The sequence below is a fragment of the Enterobacter sp. 302C9 genome, from assembly GCF_034106085.1.
Lineage (GTDB): Bacteria > Pseudomonadota > Gammaproteobacteria > Enterobacterales > Enterobacteriaceae > Enterobacter > Enterobacter asburiae_B.
The window spans coordinates 724,790-739,048 of sequence record NZ_JAWNBW010000001.1; the positions used below are offsets into that span (position 1 = coordinate 724,790).

14 protein-coding genes and 1 pseudogene are annotated in these 14,259 nt (G+C 63.3%); 10 read left to right on the forward strand and 5 right to left on the reverse strand.

Annotation, left to right across the window (positions count from 1 at the left end; genetic code table 11):
* Positions 1-64: 64 nt before the first annotated feature.
* Positions 65-1,561, reverse strand: a complete 1,497-nt coding sequence (locus tag UR289_RS03435; protein WP_029741848.1) for an NCS1 family nucleobase:cation symporter-1 — start codon at positions 1,559-1,561, stop codon at positions 65-67.
* A 144-nt stretch (positions 1,562-1,705) separates the two neighbouring features.
* On the opposite strand from UR289_RS03435, the gene UR289_RS03440 reads away from it, so the two are divergent.
* The 3 genes and pseudogenes from UR289_RS03440 to puuE all read left to right on the forward strand — a co-directional run bounded on the left by UR289_RS03440 (position 1,706) and on the right by puuE (position 4,113).
* On the forward strand, positions 1,706-2,422 hold the full coding sequence (locus UR289_RS03440) for a GntR family transcriptional regulator (RefSeq protein WP_096150532.1): 717 nt from the start codon (positions 1,706-1,708) through the stop codon (positions 2,420-2,422).
* Positions 2,422-3,296 (forward strand): annotated as a pseudogene (gene hpxA / locus UR289_RS03445) (allantoin racemase). The gene UR289_RS03440 and the pseudogene hpxA overlap by 1 nt, the downstream one beginning before the upstream one ends.
* Complete coding sequence (gene puuE, locus UR289_RS03450) at positions 3,214-4,113, forward strand: allantoinase PuuE (protein WP_320709358.1); 900 nt, start codon at positions 3,214-3,216, stop codon at positions 4,111-4,113. The pseudogene hpxA and the gene puuE overlap by 83 nt, the downstream one beginning before the upstream one ends.
* A gap of 48 nt (positions 4,114-4,161) precedes the next feature.
* On the opposite strand, the gene hpxZ is transcribed toward puuE, so the two are convergent.
* The 4 genes from hpxZ to hpxW are packed head-to-tail and all read right to left on the reverse strand — an operon-like array spanning position 4,162 to position 7,721.
* Entirely contained in the window at positions 4,162-4,548 is a 387-nt protein-coding gene (gene hpxZ, locus UR289_RS03455; RefSeq protein WP_045354537.1) for an oxalurate catabolism protein HpxZ, read from the reverse strand.
* On the reverse strand, positions 4,545-5,942 hold the full coding sequence (locus tag UR289_RS03460; RefSeq protein WP_087822304.1) for an AtzE family amidohydrolase: 1,398 nt from the start codon (positions 5,940-5,942) through the stop codon (positions 4,545-4,547). The genes hpxZ and UR289_RS03460 overlap by 4 nt, the downstream gene beginning before the upstream one ends.
* Entirely contained in the window at positions 5,939-6,127 is a 189-nt protein-coding gene (hpxX, locus tag UR289_RS03465; protein ID WP_033145148.1) for an oxalurate catabolism protein HpxX, read from the reverse strand. Before hpxX ends, UR289_RS03460 begins: the two co-directional genes overlap by 4 nt.
* A 10-nt stretch (positions 6,128-6,137) precedes the next feature.
* Entirely contained in the window at positions 6,138-7,721 is a 1,584-nt protein-coding gene (hpxW, locus tag UR289_RS03470; RefSeq protein ID WP_320709161.1) for an oxamate amidohydrolase, read from the reverse strand.
* 143 nt (positions 7,722-7,864) lie between these two features.
* On the opposite strand from hpxW, the gene hpxU reads away from it, so the two are divergent.
* The 7 genes from hpxU (at position 7,865) to hpxK (ending at position 14,203) form a co-directional block, all read left to right on the forward strand.
* Positions 7,865-8,704: a MurR/RpiR family transcriptional regulator HpxU gene (gene hpxU, locus UR289_RS03475; protein ID WP_167818240.1), complete on the forward strand. Its 840-nt coding sequence runs from the start codon at positions 7,865-7,867 to the stop codon at positions 8,702-8,704.
* Between the two features lie 191 nt (positions 8,705-8,895).
* Positions 8,896-9,678, forward strand: a complete 783-nt coding sequence (locus tag UR289_RS03480; protein ID WP_023311064.1) for a transporter substrate-binding domain-containing protein — start codon at positions 8,896-8,898, stop codon at positions 9,676-9,678.
* A gap of 4 nt (positions 9,679-9,682) precedes the next feature.
* A complete protein-coding gene (locus tag UR289_RS03485) occupies positions 9,683-10,348 on the forward strand; it encodes an amino acid ABC transporter permease (protein ID WP_033145151.1) in 666 nt (221 codons plus the stop codon).
* Entirely contained in the window at positions 10,348-11,004 is a 657-nt protein-coding gene (locus UR289_RS03490; RefSeq protein WP_071884868.1) for an amino acid ABC transporter permease, read from the forward strand. The genes UR289_RS03485 and UR289_RS03490 overlap by 1 nt, the downstream gene beginning before the upstream one ends.
* On the forward strand, positions 10,985-11,722 hold the full coding sequence (locus UR289_RS03495) for an amino acid ABC transporter ATP-binding protein (RefSeq protein WP_032638731.1): 738 nt from the start codon (positions 10,985-10,987) through the stop codon (positions 11,720-11,722). The genes UR289_RS03490 and UR289_RS03495 overlap by 20 nt, the downstream gene beginning before the upstream one ends.
* 13 nt (positions 11,723-11,735) lie before the next feature.
* Complete coding sequence (locus tag UR289_RS03500) at positions 11,736-12,977, forward strand: pyridoxal-phosphate-dependent aminotransferase family protein (RefSeq protein ID WP_087822309.1); 1,242 nt, start codon at positions 11,736-11,738, stop codon at positions 12,975-12,977.
* Positions 12,974-14,203: an allantoate amidohydrolase gene (gene hpxK, locus UR289_RS03505; RefSeq protein WP_320709162.1), complete on the forward strand. Its 1,230-nt coding sequence runs from the start codon at positions 12,974-12,976 to the stop codon at positions 14,201-14,203. Before UR289_RS03500 ends, hpxK begins: the two co-directional genes overlap by 4 nt.
* The last annotated feature ends 56 nt before the right edge of the window (positions 14,204-14,259 follow it).

A 14,259-nucleotide genomic window follows, 5' to 3' on the forward strand; every position in this document is an offset into this window, starting at 1 on the left:
AAGGCGCAGCAAGAACGGTGCCAGAATGAACGGGCCGCAGACACGCTGCGGCCGGAGGAGGGGGTTACTCTTTTTGCGTGGCCACGCGGGAGCTGAACGACGTCGCCCCCGCCGTCTCGCGATCTTCCCGCGCCAGCCAGCGGTAGGTCACGCCGCCGAGGAAGACGCCGATAAACCAGCTGAAGTTCGCCACCTCATGCAGGGCCGGAATAAAACTGATCACCAGGCCCACGGCAACGGACGGGATCAGCGCGCCAATGGCTTTCGGGTTAAAGCCGTTGCGGTACCAGTATTTGCCCTTCGGCGTGTCGTCGAACAGATCGTCAACCGACACCTTGCCGCGCTTAATCAGGTAGAAGTCGGCAATCAGAATGCCGAACAGCGGGCCGATAAACGCCCCGAGCACGTCTAGGGTGTAGTGGATAAGCTCCGGCGAGTTGAACAGGTTCCACGGGGTAAGCAGGATCGAGCCGACGGCGGCAATCATTCCCCCGGTGCGGAAGCTGATTTTCTGCGGCGAGCAGTTAGAGAAATCAAACGCCGGGGAGACGAAGTTCGCGACGATGTTGATCCCGATGGTGGCGGTGATCATCGTCAGCAGGCCAATCGCTACGGCCAGATCGTTGCCCACGCGGCTGACGGTTTCGATCGGGTCGGTGATCATGCGGCCAAACAGCGACTGGGTGCCGGAGACAATCACCACGGTGACGATGGAGAACAGCAGGAAGTTAAACGGTAGCCCCCAGCGGTTGCCGCGGCGGATCTCGCCCATGCTTTTGCCGTAGCGGGAGAAGTCGCCAAAGTTGAGCAGCGGGCCGGAGAAGTAAGACACCACCAGCGCGGTCGCGGTGATCATCTGCCAGGTCTGCTCCCCCGCGCTCAGGGATTTGCTGGCGAGAGTGAAGGAAATGCCGTCAAAACCGGTCTTGTATACAATCCAGCCTGCGAGGGCCAGCATCACCACGTAGACCGCCGGACCGGCGATATCAATAAAGCGCTTGATAGCGCTCATGCCGTGCCAGAAGACCATCGCCTGCAGCACCCACATGATGGCAAAGCAGATCCAGCCGAGATGCGACAGGCCCAGGAATGCGCCGGTAGTGAGCGAAGAGAGCGACGGCCAGAACTTGAGCGCCACCAGCATCAGGGCGTTGGCGGCCAGGTAGGTCTGAATGCCGTACCACGCGAAGGCGATCAGCCCGCGGATCACCGCCGGAATATTGGCCCCGAACACGCCAAACGCCTGACGGCTGATCACCGCGTAGGGCACGCCCGCCATCTGGCTCGGTTTGGCCACCAGGTTGGCGCACAGCTGCACGATGCAAATCCCCACCAGCAGGCACAGCAGCACCTGCCAGCTTGCCAGCCCGAGCGTAAAGAAGCTCGCGGCGACAACATAACCCCCCATGCTGTGAACGTCCGACATCCAGAACGAAAAGATGTTGTACCAGCTCCAGTTCTGGTCACGCGTCGGTGCCAGATCCTCATTGCAAAGACGTGGGCTGTAAACCGCACCGGAATCAGCGGCCGTACCCTGCTGCGCGTTTTGACTGTTTGGCATGAAACCTGCTCCTGTGAATGAAAACCCGTTAAGCGGGAGTGCAGACGGTGTTGCAGGATCCAGGCCAAAATAATAAATCTTGTATGCAATATTTTATTTTTATGTATACGATTCGATAACGAAGAGTAAAAGACGGAGTGGTGAATGAACAACATAAACGCCCTGCAGACCGCGCCAGACCTGCATGACAAAGACGAATCGATCTTTCAGGCGCTGATGACCGCGATTGTCGAACATCAGCTGCTGCCGGGGAGCAAACTGCCGGAGGAGGCGCTGGCCGAGGTCTTTGGCGTAAGCCGCACGGGCATCCGCAAGGTGCTTCAACGACTCGCGGCTGTGCAAATGGTCACCTTAACGCCCAAGCGTGGTGCACACGTTGCCAGCCCGACGGTGGAAGAGGCGCAGCATATCTTCCGCACCCGCGCGCTGCTGGAGGTCGCCAACCTGCCGGACGTGCTGGCCCGCTGCCAGCCGCCGCACCTTGCCGCGCTGGAGGCCATTATTCGTCAGGAGCAGCAGGCGCACGAGGCGTACGACGGCCCGGCGGCAATCCGCCACTCCGCCAATTTCCACATTCAGCTGCAGGCCATCTCCGGCAACCAGGTGCTGACGGAGATGGTGACCGGCCTGAGCCAGCGCTCCTCGCTGGTGATTGCCACCTGGGGCGCGCCGTGGCGTCAGGGGTGCCGCTGCAACGATCACGAACAGCTGGTGGAGCTGCTGCGCCAGAAGGCGCTCCAGCCGCTAAGCGATGCCTTAATGCACCATTTTGAACACATCGTTGCCAGCCTTTGCTTCGAGCGGGCGGGCGAGTGCCTGCCTGATTTTGCCCGGCTGTTTGCCGGCCACAAGGAGTCGTAATGTCATCTGTCTGTATACAAGTGATCAATCCCAACACCAGCCTCGCGATGACGGAAACCATCGGCGCGGCGGCCCGCGCGGTGGCGGCGCCGGGAACGGAGATCCTCGCGGTCTGCCCCAGCGCGGGCGTGCCGTCTATAGAAGGCCACTTTGATGAGGCCATCGCCGCCGTGGGGGTTCTCGAACAGGTTAAGCTCGGCAGAGAGCAGGGCGTCGATGGTCACGTCATCGCCTGCTTTGGCGATCCGGGCCTGCTGGCGGCGCGCGAGCTGGCGCAGGGGCCGGTGGTCGGTATTGCCGAAGCCGCCATGCATATGGCGACGCTGGTGGCGACGCGCTTTTCGGTGGTCACCACGCTGCCGCGCACGCTGATTATTGCCCGCCATCTGCTGCACCAGTATGGCTTTCAGGACAGGTGCGCGGCGCTGCACGCTATCGATCTCCCGGTGCTGGCGCTGGAAGACGGCAGCGGTGTGGCGCAGGAGAAGGTGCGCGCGCGCTGTATACAGGCGCTGAAAGAGGATGGCTGCGGCGCCATCGTGCTGGGCTGCGGCGGCATGGCGACGCTGGCGCAGGAGCTGACGCGCGAGCTGCGCGTGCCGGTCATCGACGGCGTCAGCGCGGCGGTGAAGATGGTGGAATCGCTGGTGGCGCTGGGGCTGTCGACCAGCAAGCACGGGGATCTGGCGTTCCCCGAGAAAAAAGCGTTAAGCGGACATTTTCAGGCACTGAATCCATTTTAATTTTTGGGGGTGGCAATGGGGCTTTTTGAACAGGATTACCCGCGGGATCTGCGCGGCTACGCGGGCAACCCGCCGCACGCGCGGTGGCCGAATCAGGCGCGTATCGCCGTGCAGTTTGTGCTCAATTATGAGGAAGGGGCGGAAAACCACGTTCTGCACGGCGATGCCGGATCCGAGCAGTTCCTGTCGGACATTATCGGCGCGGCCAGCTACCCGGATAAACACATGTCGATGGACTCCCTCTACGAATACGGCAGCCGCGCCGGGTTCTGGCGGATCCACAGTGAATTTCAAAAGCGCGGCCTGCCGCTGACGGTCTTTGGCGTGGCGATGGCGCTGGCGCGTCATCCGGAGATCGTCGAGGCAATCAAGGCGGCGGATTACGACGTGGTGAGCCACGGCTGGCGCTGGATCCACTATCAGAGCATGGATATCAGCCAGGAGCGCGAACACCTGCACAAGGCGGTGCACGTGTTGACCGACCTGTTCGGCAAGCCGCCGACGGGCTGGTACACCGGGCGCGACAGCCCCAACACCCGCCAGCTGGTGGTGGAGCACGGCGGCTTCGACTATGACAGCGACTACTACGGCGACGATCTGCCCTTCTGGACGGAAGTGGCCTGCAGCGACGGCACCCGTAAACCGCACCTGATCGTGCCGTATACGCTGGATGCGAACGACATGCGCTTCGCCACCGCGCAGGGGTTTAACACCGCCGAGCAGTTTTATACGTATCTGAAGGACAGTTTTGACGTGCTGTACGAAGAGGGGGAACGCGCGCCGAAGATGATGTCCATCGGCATGCACTGCCGCCTGCTGGGGCGGCCGGGGCGTTTTCGCGCGCTGCAGCGGTTCCTGGATTATATTCAGCAGCACGAGCGGGTGTGGGTTTGTACCCGCCAGCAGATTGCCGACCACTGGCGGGAGGTGCATCCGTTTAAGAAGTAAGTGTGCCGTGTTTAGCCGGGTGGCGGCTGCGCCTTACCCGGCCTAGGACTACGACATCAAACTCACCTGTGCCGCCACGATCCGCCATCCGTAGGCAAACCGCACCCACGTCTGCTGCTGGCGGCCAATGCGTTCCGTCCCCTCGCGGGTAAACTCGGTGCTGCACACGGCATAATCCTCGCCGAAGGTGGTGATGACGGTGTGGCGCAACGTCCGCTGCAGCCCGGCGGCGGGGCGCGCCGCCCGAAAGGCGCGGATTTCATCAATCCCGTACAGGTTTTCACCTGCCCCCAGACGCACCGTGTTTTTGTCGTGCCAGAACAGCTCGTCCAGCACCGCAACGTTGTTGCTCACCAGCGCGTCTTCATAGCGATAAAACGCGGCGGTCACCTCGGCAACTACCCACGGAAGGTTAATGTCATCGTGATTCATCATGCGGCCACCTCCGCCGGGCGGGCATCGGCGATGCCGCTCCCTTCAAGCACGCGCGCGACGCGCAGGCAGGCCTGCTCGTTAAACGGCGCGGCAATCAGCTGCAGGCCAATCGGCGCACCCTGCGCGGTGCGCAGCGGAACGGTGGTCACGGGCAGGCCCAGAAATGAAATCGGCTGGGTCAGCATCCCCATGCTGGCGCGGATGGGGAGCGGCTGACCGTTAATCTCCATGGTCTGCTCACCCGCGAGCGTGGCGCTGCGCGGCGTTGCCGGCGCGATCAGCACGTCGGCCTGCGCGAACAGGGTTTTAAACGCCTGTCGGGCGTGCGCGCGAAACCGCTGGGCCTGAATGTACCAGGCGGAGGGGATCATCGCGCCTGCCAGCAGGCGTTCCCGGGAGTGCGGCTCAAAACGCTCGGGCTCGCGGCGAAGCGCGGGCAGGTACTGGTTTCCCCCTTCGGAGGCGCTGATGATAAACGCCGCGGAGCGCGCCAGTTCTGCGTCCGGGAACTGCAGCTCATCCTGCACGTCGAGCGCCTTCGCCGCCCGCGCCACGGCGTCTCTGGCATCCGCGTCGCACCAGGTGGTGAAGTAGCCGCCGAGCACCGCGCAGCGCAGGCCGTCAAGCCCGCGATCGAGGAGGGGGCGCGTCTGCTCGCGCGAGCTCTCTGCCTGAAAAGCGTCGCTGCTGTCCCGCCCCTGCAGCGCATCGTAGACGGACGCCAGGTCGCACACGCGGCGGGCAAAGGGGCCGATATGATCGAGGCTCGCGACAAACGGATGGCTGCCGGATCGCGACAGGCGTCCAAAGGTGGGCTTCAGGCCGTAGATGCCGCACAGGGAGGCCGGAACGCGAATCGAGCCGTTGGTGTCGGTGCCGAGCGAAAAGTGCACCAGCCCGGCGGCCACGGCGGCGGCCGAGCCCCCGGACGAGCCGCCCGCAATGCGCGCCAGATCGTGCGGGTTACGCGTCGTGCCGTAGTGGCTGTTTTCGGTCGTGAAGCCGTAGGCGTAGGCGTCCATATTCACCATCCCGGTCAGCAGCCCGCCCGCGCTGCGCAGCTGGCGCACCGCGAAGCTGTCAGCGGCCGCGGCGGGGCGCTGGCTGAACAGCTCTGCCCCGGCAAGGGTGGTGTGGCCGGCAACGTCGAACAGGTTTTTTACCGCGTAGGGCACGCCCGCCAGCGGGGGCAGGGGGCGCTTTTCGCGGCGCAGGGTATCGATGCTCTCGGCCTCGGCGAGCATGCGCGCTTCCGTCACGGCGGTCCAGGCGCCGATCTGCGGGTTAACGCGCGCAATCGCCTCCAGCGTCTGGCGGGCAATCTCGCGAGCGCTCAGCTCGCCCGCGCCCAGCGCATGCTGGATCGCGCTGATACTCATCTCGTGTAGCCTCATGCTTTGTACACTCCTGCGATCTCCAGACGGTCGTCGAGCGGCAGCGCCATCAGCGGGGCGGCCATGTTTGCTATGCGGCTGAACTGCACCTGCAGCTCGGCGCGGCGGGCATCGTCCAGCGTTACGCCGAGCACGGACTCCATTTGCGCCAGATACGCCTGCCAGTCGGGTTGTTGTGTCGTCATAGTTTTCTCCTCAGAATCCGGCGGCCGCGCCGTTGCTGCGCGGGTCAAATGCCCCTTCGAACAGCCCGTTGGGGTGGCGGACAATCGCGCCCGCGTGGCCCATCGCTTCGCTGAAGTCAGGGAACATTTCCACCTCGTGCCCGAGTGCCTGAAGCCGTGAGACTGTCTCAGCGGTAAAGCGTCCTTCCAGCTTTAACGTGTCCGAGGTTTGTCCCCAGGTGCGCCCCAGCAGCCAGCGCGGGCGGGAAATGCTCTCCTGTAAAGGCACGCCCTGAATCGCGTAGCGGGTAAAAAGCGCGGCCTGGGTTTGCGGCTGTCCGTCACCGCCCATCGATCCGTAGACCATCACGCGCCCGTCCTTAAGACGCGCCGCCGCCGGGTTCAGGGTATGGAAGGGCTGCTTGCCCGGCGCGAGGGCCAGAAGATGATTGGGATCGAGGCTGAACGATGCGCCCCGGTTCTGCCAGACGATGCCGGTGTCGGGCAGCACCACGCCGCTGCCGAACTCGTGATAGATACTCTGGATAAACGACACGGCAAGCCCGCTGTTATCCATCACTCCCATCCACACCGTATCGCCCGGGCCTTTTCCGGTGCCCCACGGCGCGGCGCGGCCGTCGTCAACCCTGTCGGCAAGCGCCTGCAGGGCGGCGGGATCCAGCAGACCCTGAATATCGGTTTTCAGCTCGCGCGGGTCGGTAATGTGGGCATCGCGCAGGCCAAAGGCCAGCTTGGTGGCTTCAACGATGCGGTGAATGGTGTCGGCGTCGTCGGCCTCGGCCATGTTCAGGCGGTCGGTGATGCCGAGTATCGCCAGCGAGACCAGCCCCTGCGTCGGCGGGGCGTGGTTAAAGATCTCCCCCTGCTGATGCTGCAGCCTCAGCGGTGCGGTGCGCCGGGCAGCGTGCGCGTTAAGATCGGCCAGCGTCACGGGCAGGCCCAGCGTCTCCATGCCGTGCGCCAGCACGTCCGCCAGCGGGCCGCGGTAAAAGCTGTCCAGACCGTCTTCCGCCAGGCGCGTCAACGTCGTGGCCATGGCGGGCTGGTAAAAGCGGCTCCCGACCTGCGGCGGCTTACCGTCCACCAGCCAGGTTTCCGCGAAGCCGGGGACGTCCTTCAGCTCGTCGAATTTGCTGGCCGTGGCGTGGGCCTGAGAGGCCGTGACCGGCGTGCCGTTCTGCGCATAGTCAATGGCGTCGGCCAGCAGTCGGGACAGCGGCAGCGCCTTGCCGGTCAACTCGCGCGAGACCTTCAGCGCCTCGTCCCAGCCGCTCACCGTGCCGGCGACGGTCAGCGCCGCGCGGGGGCCGCGATGGGGGATATGCGCCAGACCGTCGTAGGCGGCGAGCGTCGCGCGCGATCCCGCCGCGCCGCTGGCATCAATGGCGACAGGTTCGCCTTCCGGCGGCACGATAAGCCAGAAGCCATCGCCGCCCAGCCCGTTCATGTGCGGATAAACCACGGCAACGGTGGCCGCCGCGGCGACCATCGCCTCTATCGCGCTGCCGCCTTCGCGCAGTACCGCCAGCGCGCTCTGGCTGGCAAGATGGTGGGGCGCAACGGCCATGCCGTGCGTGGAGACATTACTTTGCATAGAGAGTCCTCGTAACCCTGAAAGTCACAAGGCGCTGCAAAAGCTGTTCCAGTTCTGAAAGAAAAGTTTCAGTAAACTGGCACGTATAATGAATACGCATAATAAAAGGTACAATGTGATGAAACAAAAGTTACAGAGGCGCTATGGAACAACTGGATGAACGTCTGAAAGCACAGTACCCCTCGCTGTCGCCGCAGGAGCAGCGGGTGGCGGACTTTATTTTCGATCATTTTGACGATCTCATTAGCTACAACAGCGCCGAGCTGGCGCAGCTGAGCGGGGTGTCGAAAGCCACGGTTAGCCGTCTGTTTAAGCGTCTGGGCTATGAGAAATATAAGGACATGCGCGACGAGCTGCGCACCCTGCGCCAGAGCGGGATGCCGCTCACCGATAACCGCGACGCGGTGCAGGGCAATACGCTGCTGGCGCGCCACTATAAGCAGGAGATGGCGAACCTGACCCAGTGGGTCAACGCCCTCGACGCGCAGCAGTTTGCCGACGCGATGGCCTGCATGGTGAAGGCGCGGCGCATCGTCATTATCGGCATGCGTAACGCCTATCCGGCGGCGCTGCACCTGCGCCAGCAGTTGCTGCAGGCGCGCGGTCAGGTGCTGGTCCTGCCGCAGCCGGGGCAGAGCCTGAGCGAGGAGCTGGTGGATTTAACGCCGGACGATCTGGTGGTCATGATGGCCTTTCGCCGCCGCCCGCGCATCATCCGCCCGCTGATGCAGCAGCTTCAGAGCCGCGGTATTCCGGTGCTGCTGATGTGCGAGCCGCAGGCGCACAGCCTGTTTCCGCTGGCGAGCTGGCAGCTCTGCGCCCCGCTGGACAGCGTCTCGGCCTATGACAGCTACTCCTCGGTCAATAGCCTGATTAACCTGCTGGCGAATGCCTTCCTGCATGACAGTCTCGATAAAGGCCGTCCGCGCATTCACGAGATTGCCTCCCTTTACCAGCAGCTGGACGAACTCGAACAGCGATAATGGGGCATCAGGCTGGTGCTTTGCATTAAAATGGTGCATCTGACGGGTCGGGAAAATAGACGTTTTTTCGACCCGTCCGCGTTTTATCAGGCTTCGCAAGAATATTTTCCGCTTCGCCCTGGTTGGCACATTAGTTGCAAAATCACACTAAAAGAATCTTTTGTTTCATGTTAACGTTACGGGGAAGCACCATGAAAAAATTGTTGATTGCACTGGCCGGGGCCGCATGTCTCTTCACACAGCTGCCGGCAAAGGCTGACCAGCTTCAGGATATCGAGAAGCGCGGCACCATTCGCATTGCCGTTCCGCAGGACTTCCCGCCGTTTGGCTCGGTGGGGACCGACCTGCAGCCGCAGGGCTATGACATCGACATGGCGCGCTATCTGGCCAAACAGATGAAGCTCAAGCTGCAGCTGGTCCCGGTGACCAGCGCCAACCGCGTGCCGTATCTGCAAACCGATAAGGTGGATCTGGTCATTTCAAGCCTCGGTAAAAACCCGGAGCGCGAGAAGGTGATCGACTTTAGCCGCGCCTACGCGCCGTTCTTCCTCGGCGTGTTTGGTCCGAAAGGGGCCGAGCTGAAAGACGCCGCCGCGCTGAGCGGAAAAACCATCGGCGTGACGCGCGGGGCGGTGGAGGACATGGTGCTGACCGGCCTGGCGCCGAAAGACGCGGACGTGAAGCGCTACGAAGATAACAACACCACGCTCTCCGCCTACCTCTCCGGACAGGTGCAGTACGTGGCAACCGGTAACCTCGTGGTGGCGGCCATTTCGCGCCAGAACGCGGATAAAGCTCCCGTGCCGAGCTTTATGCTGAAAGATTCGCCGTGCTTTATTGGCCTGAAGAAAAACGAACCGGCCCTGAAGGCAAAAGTGGACGCGCTGATTGAGCAGGGCATCAAGGACGGCACGCTGAACGGCCTGTCCGAGCAGTGGCTGAAGGCTCCGCTGCCGGCCAACCTTGGCGCCTGAGCCGATGACGGAGCAACTTGATTTCTCCGCGCTCTGGCCGCACTGGCCGGAGCTGCTGGCGGGGCTGTGGGTCACTATTCAGCTGACGGTGATGGCGACCGTCGGCGGCCTGGCGATAGGGATTTTCGGGGCGGCGATCCGCAGCGCGCGCCCAACGTGGTACAGCCGGATCTGGGGCGCGTACGTGGAGATCATCCGCAACACGCCGTTTGTGGTGCAGCTGTTTTTCATCGTCTTCGGCCTGCCGAATCTTGGGCTGAAGATGACGGCGGGGGAAGCGGCGCTGCTGGCCATGGTGGTGAACCTGGGCGCCTACAGCACCGAGATTATCCGCGCGGGCATTCAGGTCACGCCGAAAGGGCAGTGGGAGGCCGGACGCGTGCTGGGGCTGACCCGCCTGCAGACCTTTATTCGCGTGGTGCTGCCGCCCGCGCTGCAGCGCATTTACCCGGCGCTGGTGAGCCAGTGCATTATCGTGATGCTCGGCTCGTCGGTGGTGTCGCAGGTCTCGTATGAAGAGCTGACCTTCGCCGCCAACCTGATCCAGTCCAGAACGTTTCTGAGCTTTGAGGTTTATCTGGTGACAACCGGGATTTACTTAGCGCTGTCGATTACCCTGCGCCAGCTGATGATGGCGGCGGGACGCAAATGGCTGGGGGTGCAGGCATGATGACCACCTTTACCGACTGGGACATTATTCGCAACCTGCTGCTGGCCGGACGCTGGACGGTGCTGCTGTCGCTGGTGGCGTTTGTCGGCGGGGCGGCGGTGACGCTGCCGCTCCTGCTGCTGCGCCTGACGGGCGGGCGCACGGTCAGGCGCATCATCCGCGGCTATATTGAGCTGTTTCAGGGCACGCCGCTGCTGATGCAGCTGTTCCTGGCCTTCTTCGGCGTTGCGCTGTTCGGCATCGACGTCTCGCCGTGGACCGCCGCCTCGCTGGCGCTCACCTTCTACACCAGCGCGTTTCTGCTCGACATCTGGTTTGGCAGTATTCGCGCCTTGCCAAAAGGGCAGTGGGAAGCGTCGCGCTGTCTGGGGCTGACCTTCGGCCAGACCCTGTTTCGCGTCGTCGCCCCGCAGGCGCTGCGCATCGGTATCGCCCCGACGGTCGGCTTTGCCGTGCAGGTGATCAAGGGCACCGCTCTGGCGTCGATTATCGGTTTTATCGAGCTGACCAAGGCCGGGACCATGCTGACCAACGTGACGTATCAGCCGTTTAAGGTTTTTGCGCTGGTGGCGCTCGGCTACTTTATTCTGTGTTATCCGCTGTCGCGCTACAGCCGCTATCTGGAGACGAAATTCAATGCCTCTCATCACCATTAATCAGGTGCAGAAGTACTACGGCGATAACCACGTGCTCAAGGGCGTCGATCTGGATATCGACATGGGCCAGGTGATCTCCATTATCGGGCGCAGCGGATCGGGCAAAAGCACGCTGCTGCGCTGCATCAACGGCCTGGAAGGCTATCAGGACGGCAGCATCAAGCTGGGCGGCATGACCATTACCGACCGGGATTCTCAGGCGCGCGAAATCAGCCGCTCGGTCGGGATGGTGTTCCAGAGCTTCAACCTGTTCCCGCACATGACTGCGCTGGAAAACGTGATGCTCGCCCCGCGTCGGGTGCTGAAGAAAAGCGCCGCCGAATGCCGCGAGCTGGCGCAGCAGATGCTGGAGAAAGTGGGCTTAGGCGATCGTCTGGATTACTACCCGTCGAGCCTCTCCGGCGGCCAGCAGCAGCGCGTGGCGATTGCCCGCGCGCTGGCGATGTCGCCGAAAGTTTTACTCTGCGACGAGATCACCTCCGCGCTCGACCCGGAGCTGGTGGGCGAAGTGCTCAAGGTGCTGGAGCAGCTGGCGGCCGAGGGGATGACGCTCATACTGGTTACCCATGAAATGAATTTTGCCCGCGAAGTGGGCGACCGCGTGGTGTTTATGCACCAGGGGAAAGTCTGGGAGCAGGGCGACAGCAAAACGCTGTTCGCCAACCCGCAGACCACGGAACTGAAGCAGTTCATCTCCTCCGTGCGCGGCCTCAACTGATAAGGACTTAACAATGGATATCGCACGCTTTCCGCAAATCAACCCGCCCCAGCGCCTGCTGATGGGGCCGGGCCCGATCAACGCCGACCCGCGCGTGCTGCGCGCCATGTCGAGCCAGCTGATCGGCCAGTACGATCCGGCCATGACCCACTACATGAACGAGGTGATGGCGCTCTATCGCGGGGTGTTCCGCACCGAGAACCGCTGGACGATGCTGGTGGACGGCACTTCCCGCGCGGGGATTGAAGCCATTCTGGTCTCCGCCATTCGCCCGGGAGATAAGGTGCTGGTGCCGGTCTTTGGCCGCTTTGGTCATCTGCTGTGCGAAATTGCCCGCCGCTGCCGCGCGGAAGTACATACCATCGAGGTGCCGTGGGGCGAGGTGTTTACCCCGGATCAGGTGGAGGATGCGATTAAGCGTGTTCGTCCGCGCCTGCTGCTGACCGTGCAGGGCGATACCTCCACCACCATGCTGCAGCCCCTCGCCGAGCTTGGCGCCATCTGCCGCCGCTACGACGTGCTGTTTTATACCGACGCCACCGCGTCGCTCGGCGGCAACGCGCTGGAAACCGACGCCTGGGGACTGGATGCGGTATCGGCCGGGATGCAGAAGTGCCTCGGCGGCCCGTCGGGCACCTCGCCGATCACCCTGAGCGCGCGCATGGAGGAGGCGATCCGCCGCCGCAAATGCGTTGAGGAGGGCATCCGCACCGACGCCCACCGCGACGGCGACGAGGAGATGATCTACTCCAACTATTTCGATCTCGGCATGGTGATGGACTACTGGGGGCCGGAGCGCCTTAACCACCATACCGAAGCCACCACCGCGCTGTTTGGCGCCCGCGAGTGCGCGCGTCTGATCCTGCAGGAAGGGCTGGATAACGGCATCGCGCGCCATAAGCTGCACGGCGATGCGCTGCTGAAGGGCATTCAGGCGATGGGGTTGGAGACCTTCGGCGACCTGAAGCACAAGATGAACAACGTGCTGGGCGTGGTTATCCCGCAGGGCGTCAACGGCGACCAGGTGCGTAAGCTGATGCTGGAGGATTTCGGGATTGAAATCGGCACCTCGTTTGGCCCGCTGCACGGCAAAGTGTGGCGCATTGGCACCATGGGCTACAACGCGCGCAAGGACTGCGTGATGACCACCCTGAGCGCGCTGGAGTCGGTGCTGAACTACCTGAAATTCAACACCACGCAGGGTGCCGCCATGCAGGCCGCGTGGGACCACTATCGCCGCGAGACGCCGCAATGAGCCCGGCGGCAGAACGGGTGATGGCCCGCGCCGACGCGCTGGCCGCCATCAGCGAAACCCCGGATGCGCTGACGAGGGTTTATCTCTCCACCCAGCATCTGCAGGCCAACCAGCTGGTGGGGCAGTGGATGAGCCAGGCGGGAATGACCGTCTGGCAGGACAGCGTGGGCAACATCTGTGGACGCTATGAGGGCGCGCAGGAAGGGGCGCAGGCGGTGCTGCTCGGCTCGCATCTCGATACCGTGCGCAACGCCGGGCGCTACGACGGCATGCTCGGGGTGCTCACCGCCATTGAGGTGGTGGACAGCCTGCACCAGCAGGGGGTGCATCTGGCCCAGGCCATCGAGATTGTCGGCTTTTGCGACGAAGAGGGAACCCGCTTCGGCATTACGCTGTTAGGCAGCCGGGGGCTGACGGGCACCTGGCCGCAGGGCTGGCTGGAAAAAGCCGACTCCAGCGGGATCAGCGTGGCGCAGGCGATGACCCTGATGGGGCTCGATCCTGCCCGCGTGCTGCATGCCGCGCGCCGTCAGGAGGATTTCAGCGCCTATCTGGAGCTGCATATTGAGCAGGGGCCGTGCCTTGAGCAGGAGGCGCTCGCCCTTGGCGTGGTGGAAGCCATTAACGGCGCGCGTCGTCTGAACTGCCGCTTTACCGGCGAGGCCGGGCACGCGGGAACCGTGCCGATGCTCCACCGCAGGGACGCCCTGGCCGCCGCCGCCGAGTGGATAGTTATCATTGAAAACGCTACCCGACAGCAGGGCGGCAACCTGGTGGCGACGGTTGGCGAGCTGCGCTGCCTGCCGGGGGCGGTGAACGTGATCCCCGGCGAGGTTCAGCTCTCGCTGGATATTCGCGGGCCGCAGGATGCGCCGCTGGATCGGTTGCTTAACGACCTGCTGGAACATGCGCAGGCGATCGCATCGCGCCGCGGTCTGGACTTCAGCGCCGAGGAGTTTTACCGCATTGCCGCCACGCCGTGCGATATCCACCTGCAAAAGGTGCTGGGGGAGGCCGTTACATCGGTACAGAGTCGCTCGCTATCGCTGCCCAGCGGTGCGGGACACGACGCGATTGCCATCGCGGAACGCTGGCCGGTCGGCATGCTGTTTGTGCGCTGCAAAGGGGGCGTCAGCCACCATCCGGCGGAATCGGTGATGGCTGAAGATGTCGCCCTGGCGATTGAGGCGTTTGGGCGGGCGGTAAGAACGCTTGGTGCGATCTGAGTATTGCCCGGCGGCGCTACGCTTGCACGGGCCTACGGGATGGGTAGGCCGGGTAA

Excerpts from the sequence above, each read along its gene's own strand:
- hpxK (WP_320709162.1), top strand. The coding sequence starts at position 12,974 with ATGAGCCCGGCGGCAGAACGGGTGATGGCCCGCGCCGACGCGCTGGCC.
- UR289_RS03460 (WP_087822304.1), bottom strand. The coding sequence starts at position 5,942 with ATGAGGCTACACGAGATGAGTATCAGCGCGATCCAGCATGCGCTGGGC.
- UR289_RS03495 (WP_032638731.1), top strand. The coding sequence starts at position 10,985 with ATGCCTCTCATCACCATTAATCAGGTGCAGAAGTACTACGGCGATAAC.
- UR289_RS03490 (WP_071884868.1), top strand. The coding sequence starts at position 10,348 with ATGACCACCTTTACCGACTGGGACATTATTCGCAACCTGCTGCTGGCC.
- UR289_RS03485 (WP_033145151.1), top strand. The coding sequence starts at position 9,683 with ATGACGGAGCAACTTGATTTCTCCGCGCTCTGGCCGCACTGGCCGGAG.
- hpxU (WP_167818240.1), top strand. The coding sequence starts at position 7,865 with ATGGAACAACTGGATGAACGTCTGAAAGCACAGTACCCCTCGCTGTCG.
- UR289_RS03435 (WP_029741848.1), bottom strand. The coding sequence starts at position 1,561 with ATGCCAAACAGTCAAAACGCGCAGCAGGGTACGGCCGCTGATTCCGGT.
- UR289_RS03480 (WP_023311064.1), top strand. The coding sequence starts at position 8,896 with ATGAAAAAATTGTTGATTGCACTGGCCGGGGCCGCATGTCTCTTCACA.
- UR289_RS03440 (WP_096150532.1), top strand. The coding sequence starts at position 1,706 with ATGAACAACATAAACGCCCTGCAGACCGCGCCAGACCTGCATGACAAA.
- hpxX (WP_033145148.1), bottom strand. The coding sequence starts at position 6,127 with ATGACGACACAACAACCCGACTGGCAGGCGTATCTGGCGCAAATGGAG.
- UR289_RS03500 (WP_087822309.1), top strand. The coding sequence starts at position 11,736 with ATGGATATCGCACGCTTTCCGCAAATCAACCCGCCCCAGCGCCTGCTG.
- hpxZ (WP_045354537.1), bottom strand. The coding sequence starts at position 4,548 with ATGATGAATCACGATGACATTAACCTTCCGTGGGTAGTTGCCGAGGTG.
- hpxW (WP_320709161.1), bottom strand. The coding sequence starts at position 7,721 with ATGCAAAGTAATGTCTCCACGCACGGCATGGCCGTTGCGCCCCACCAT.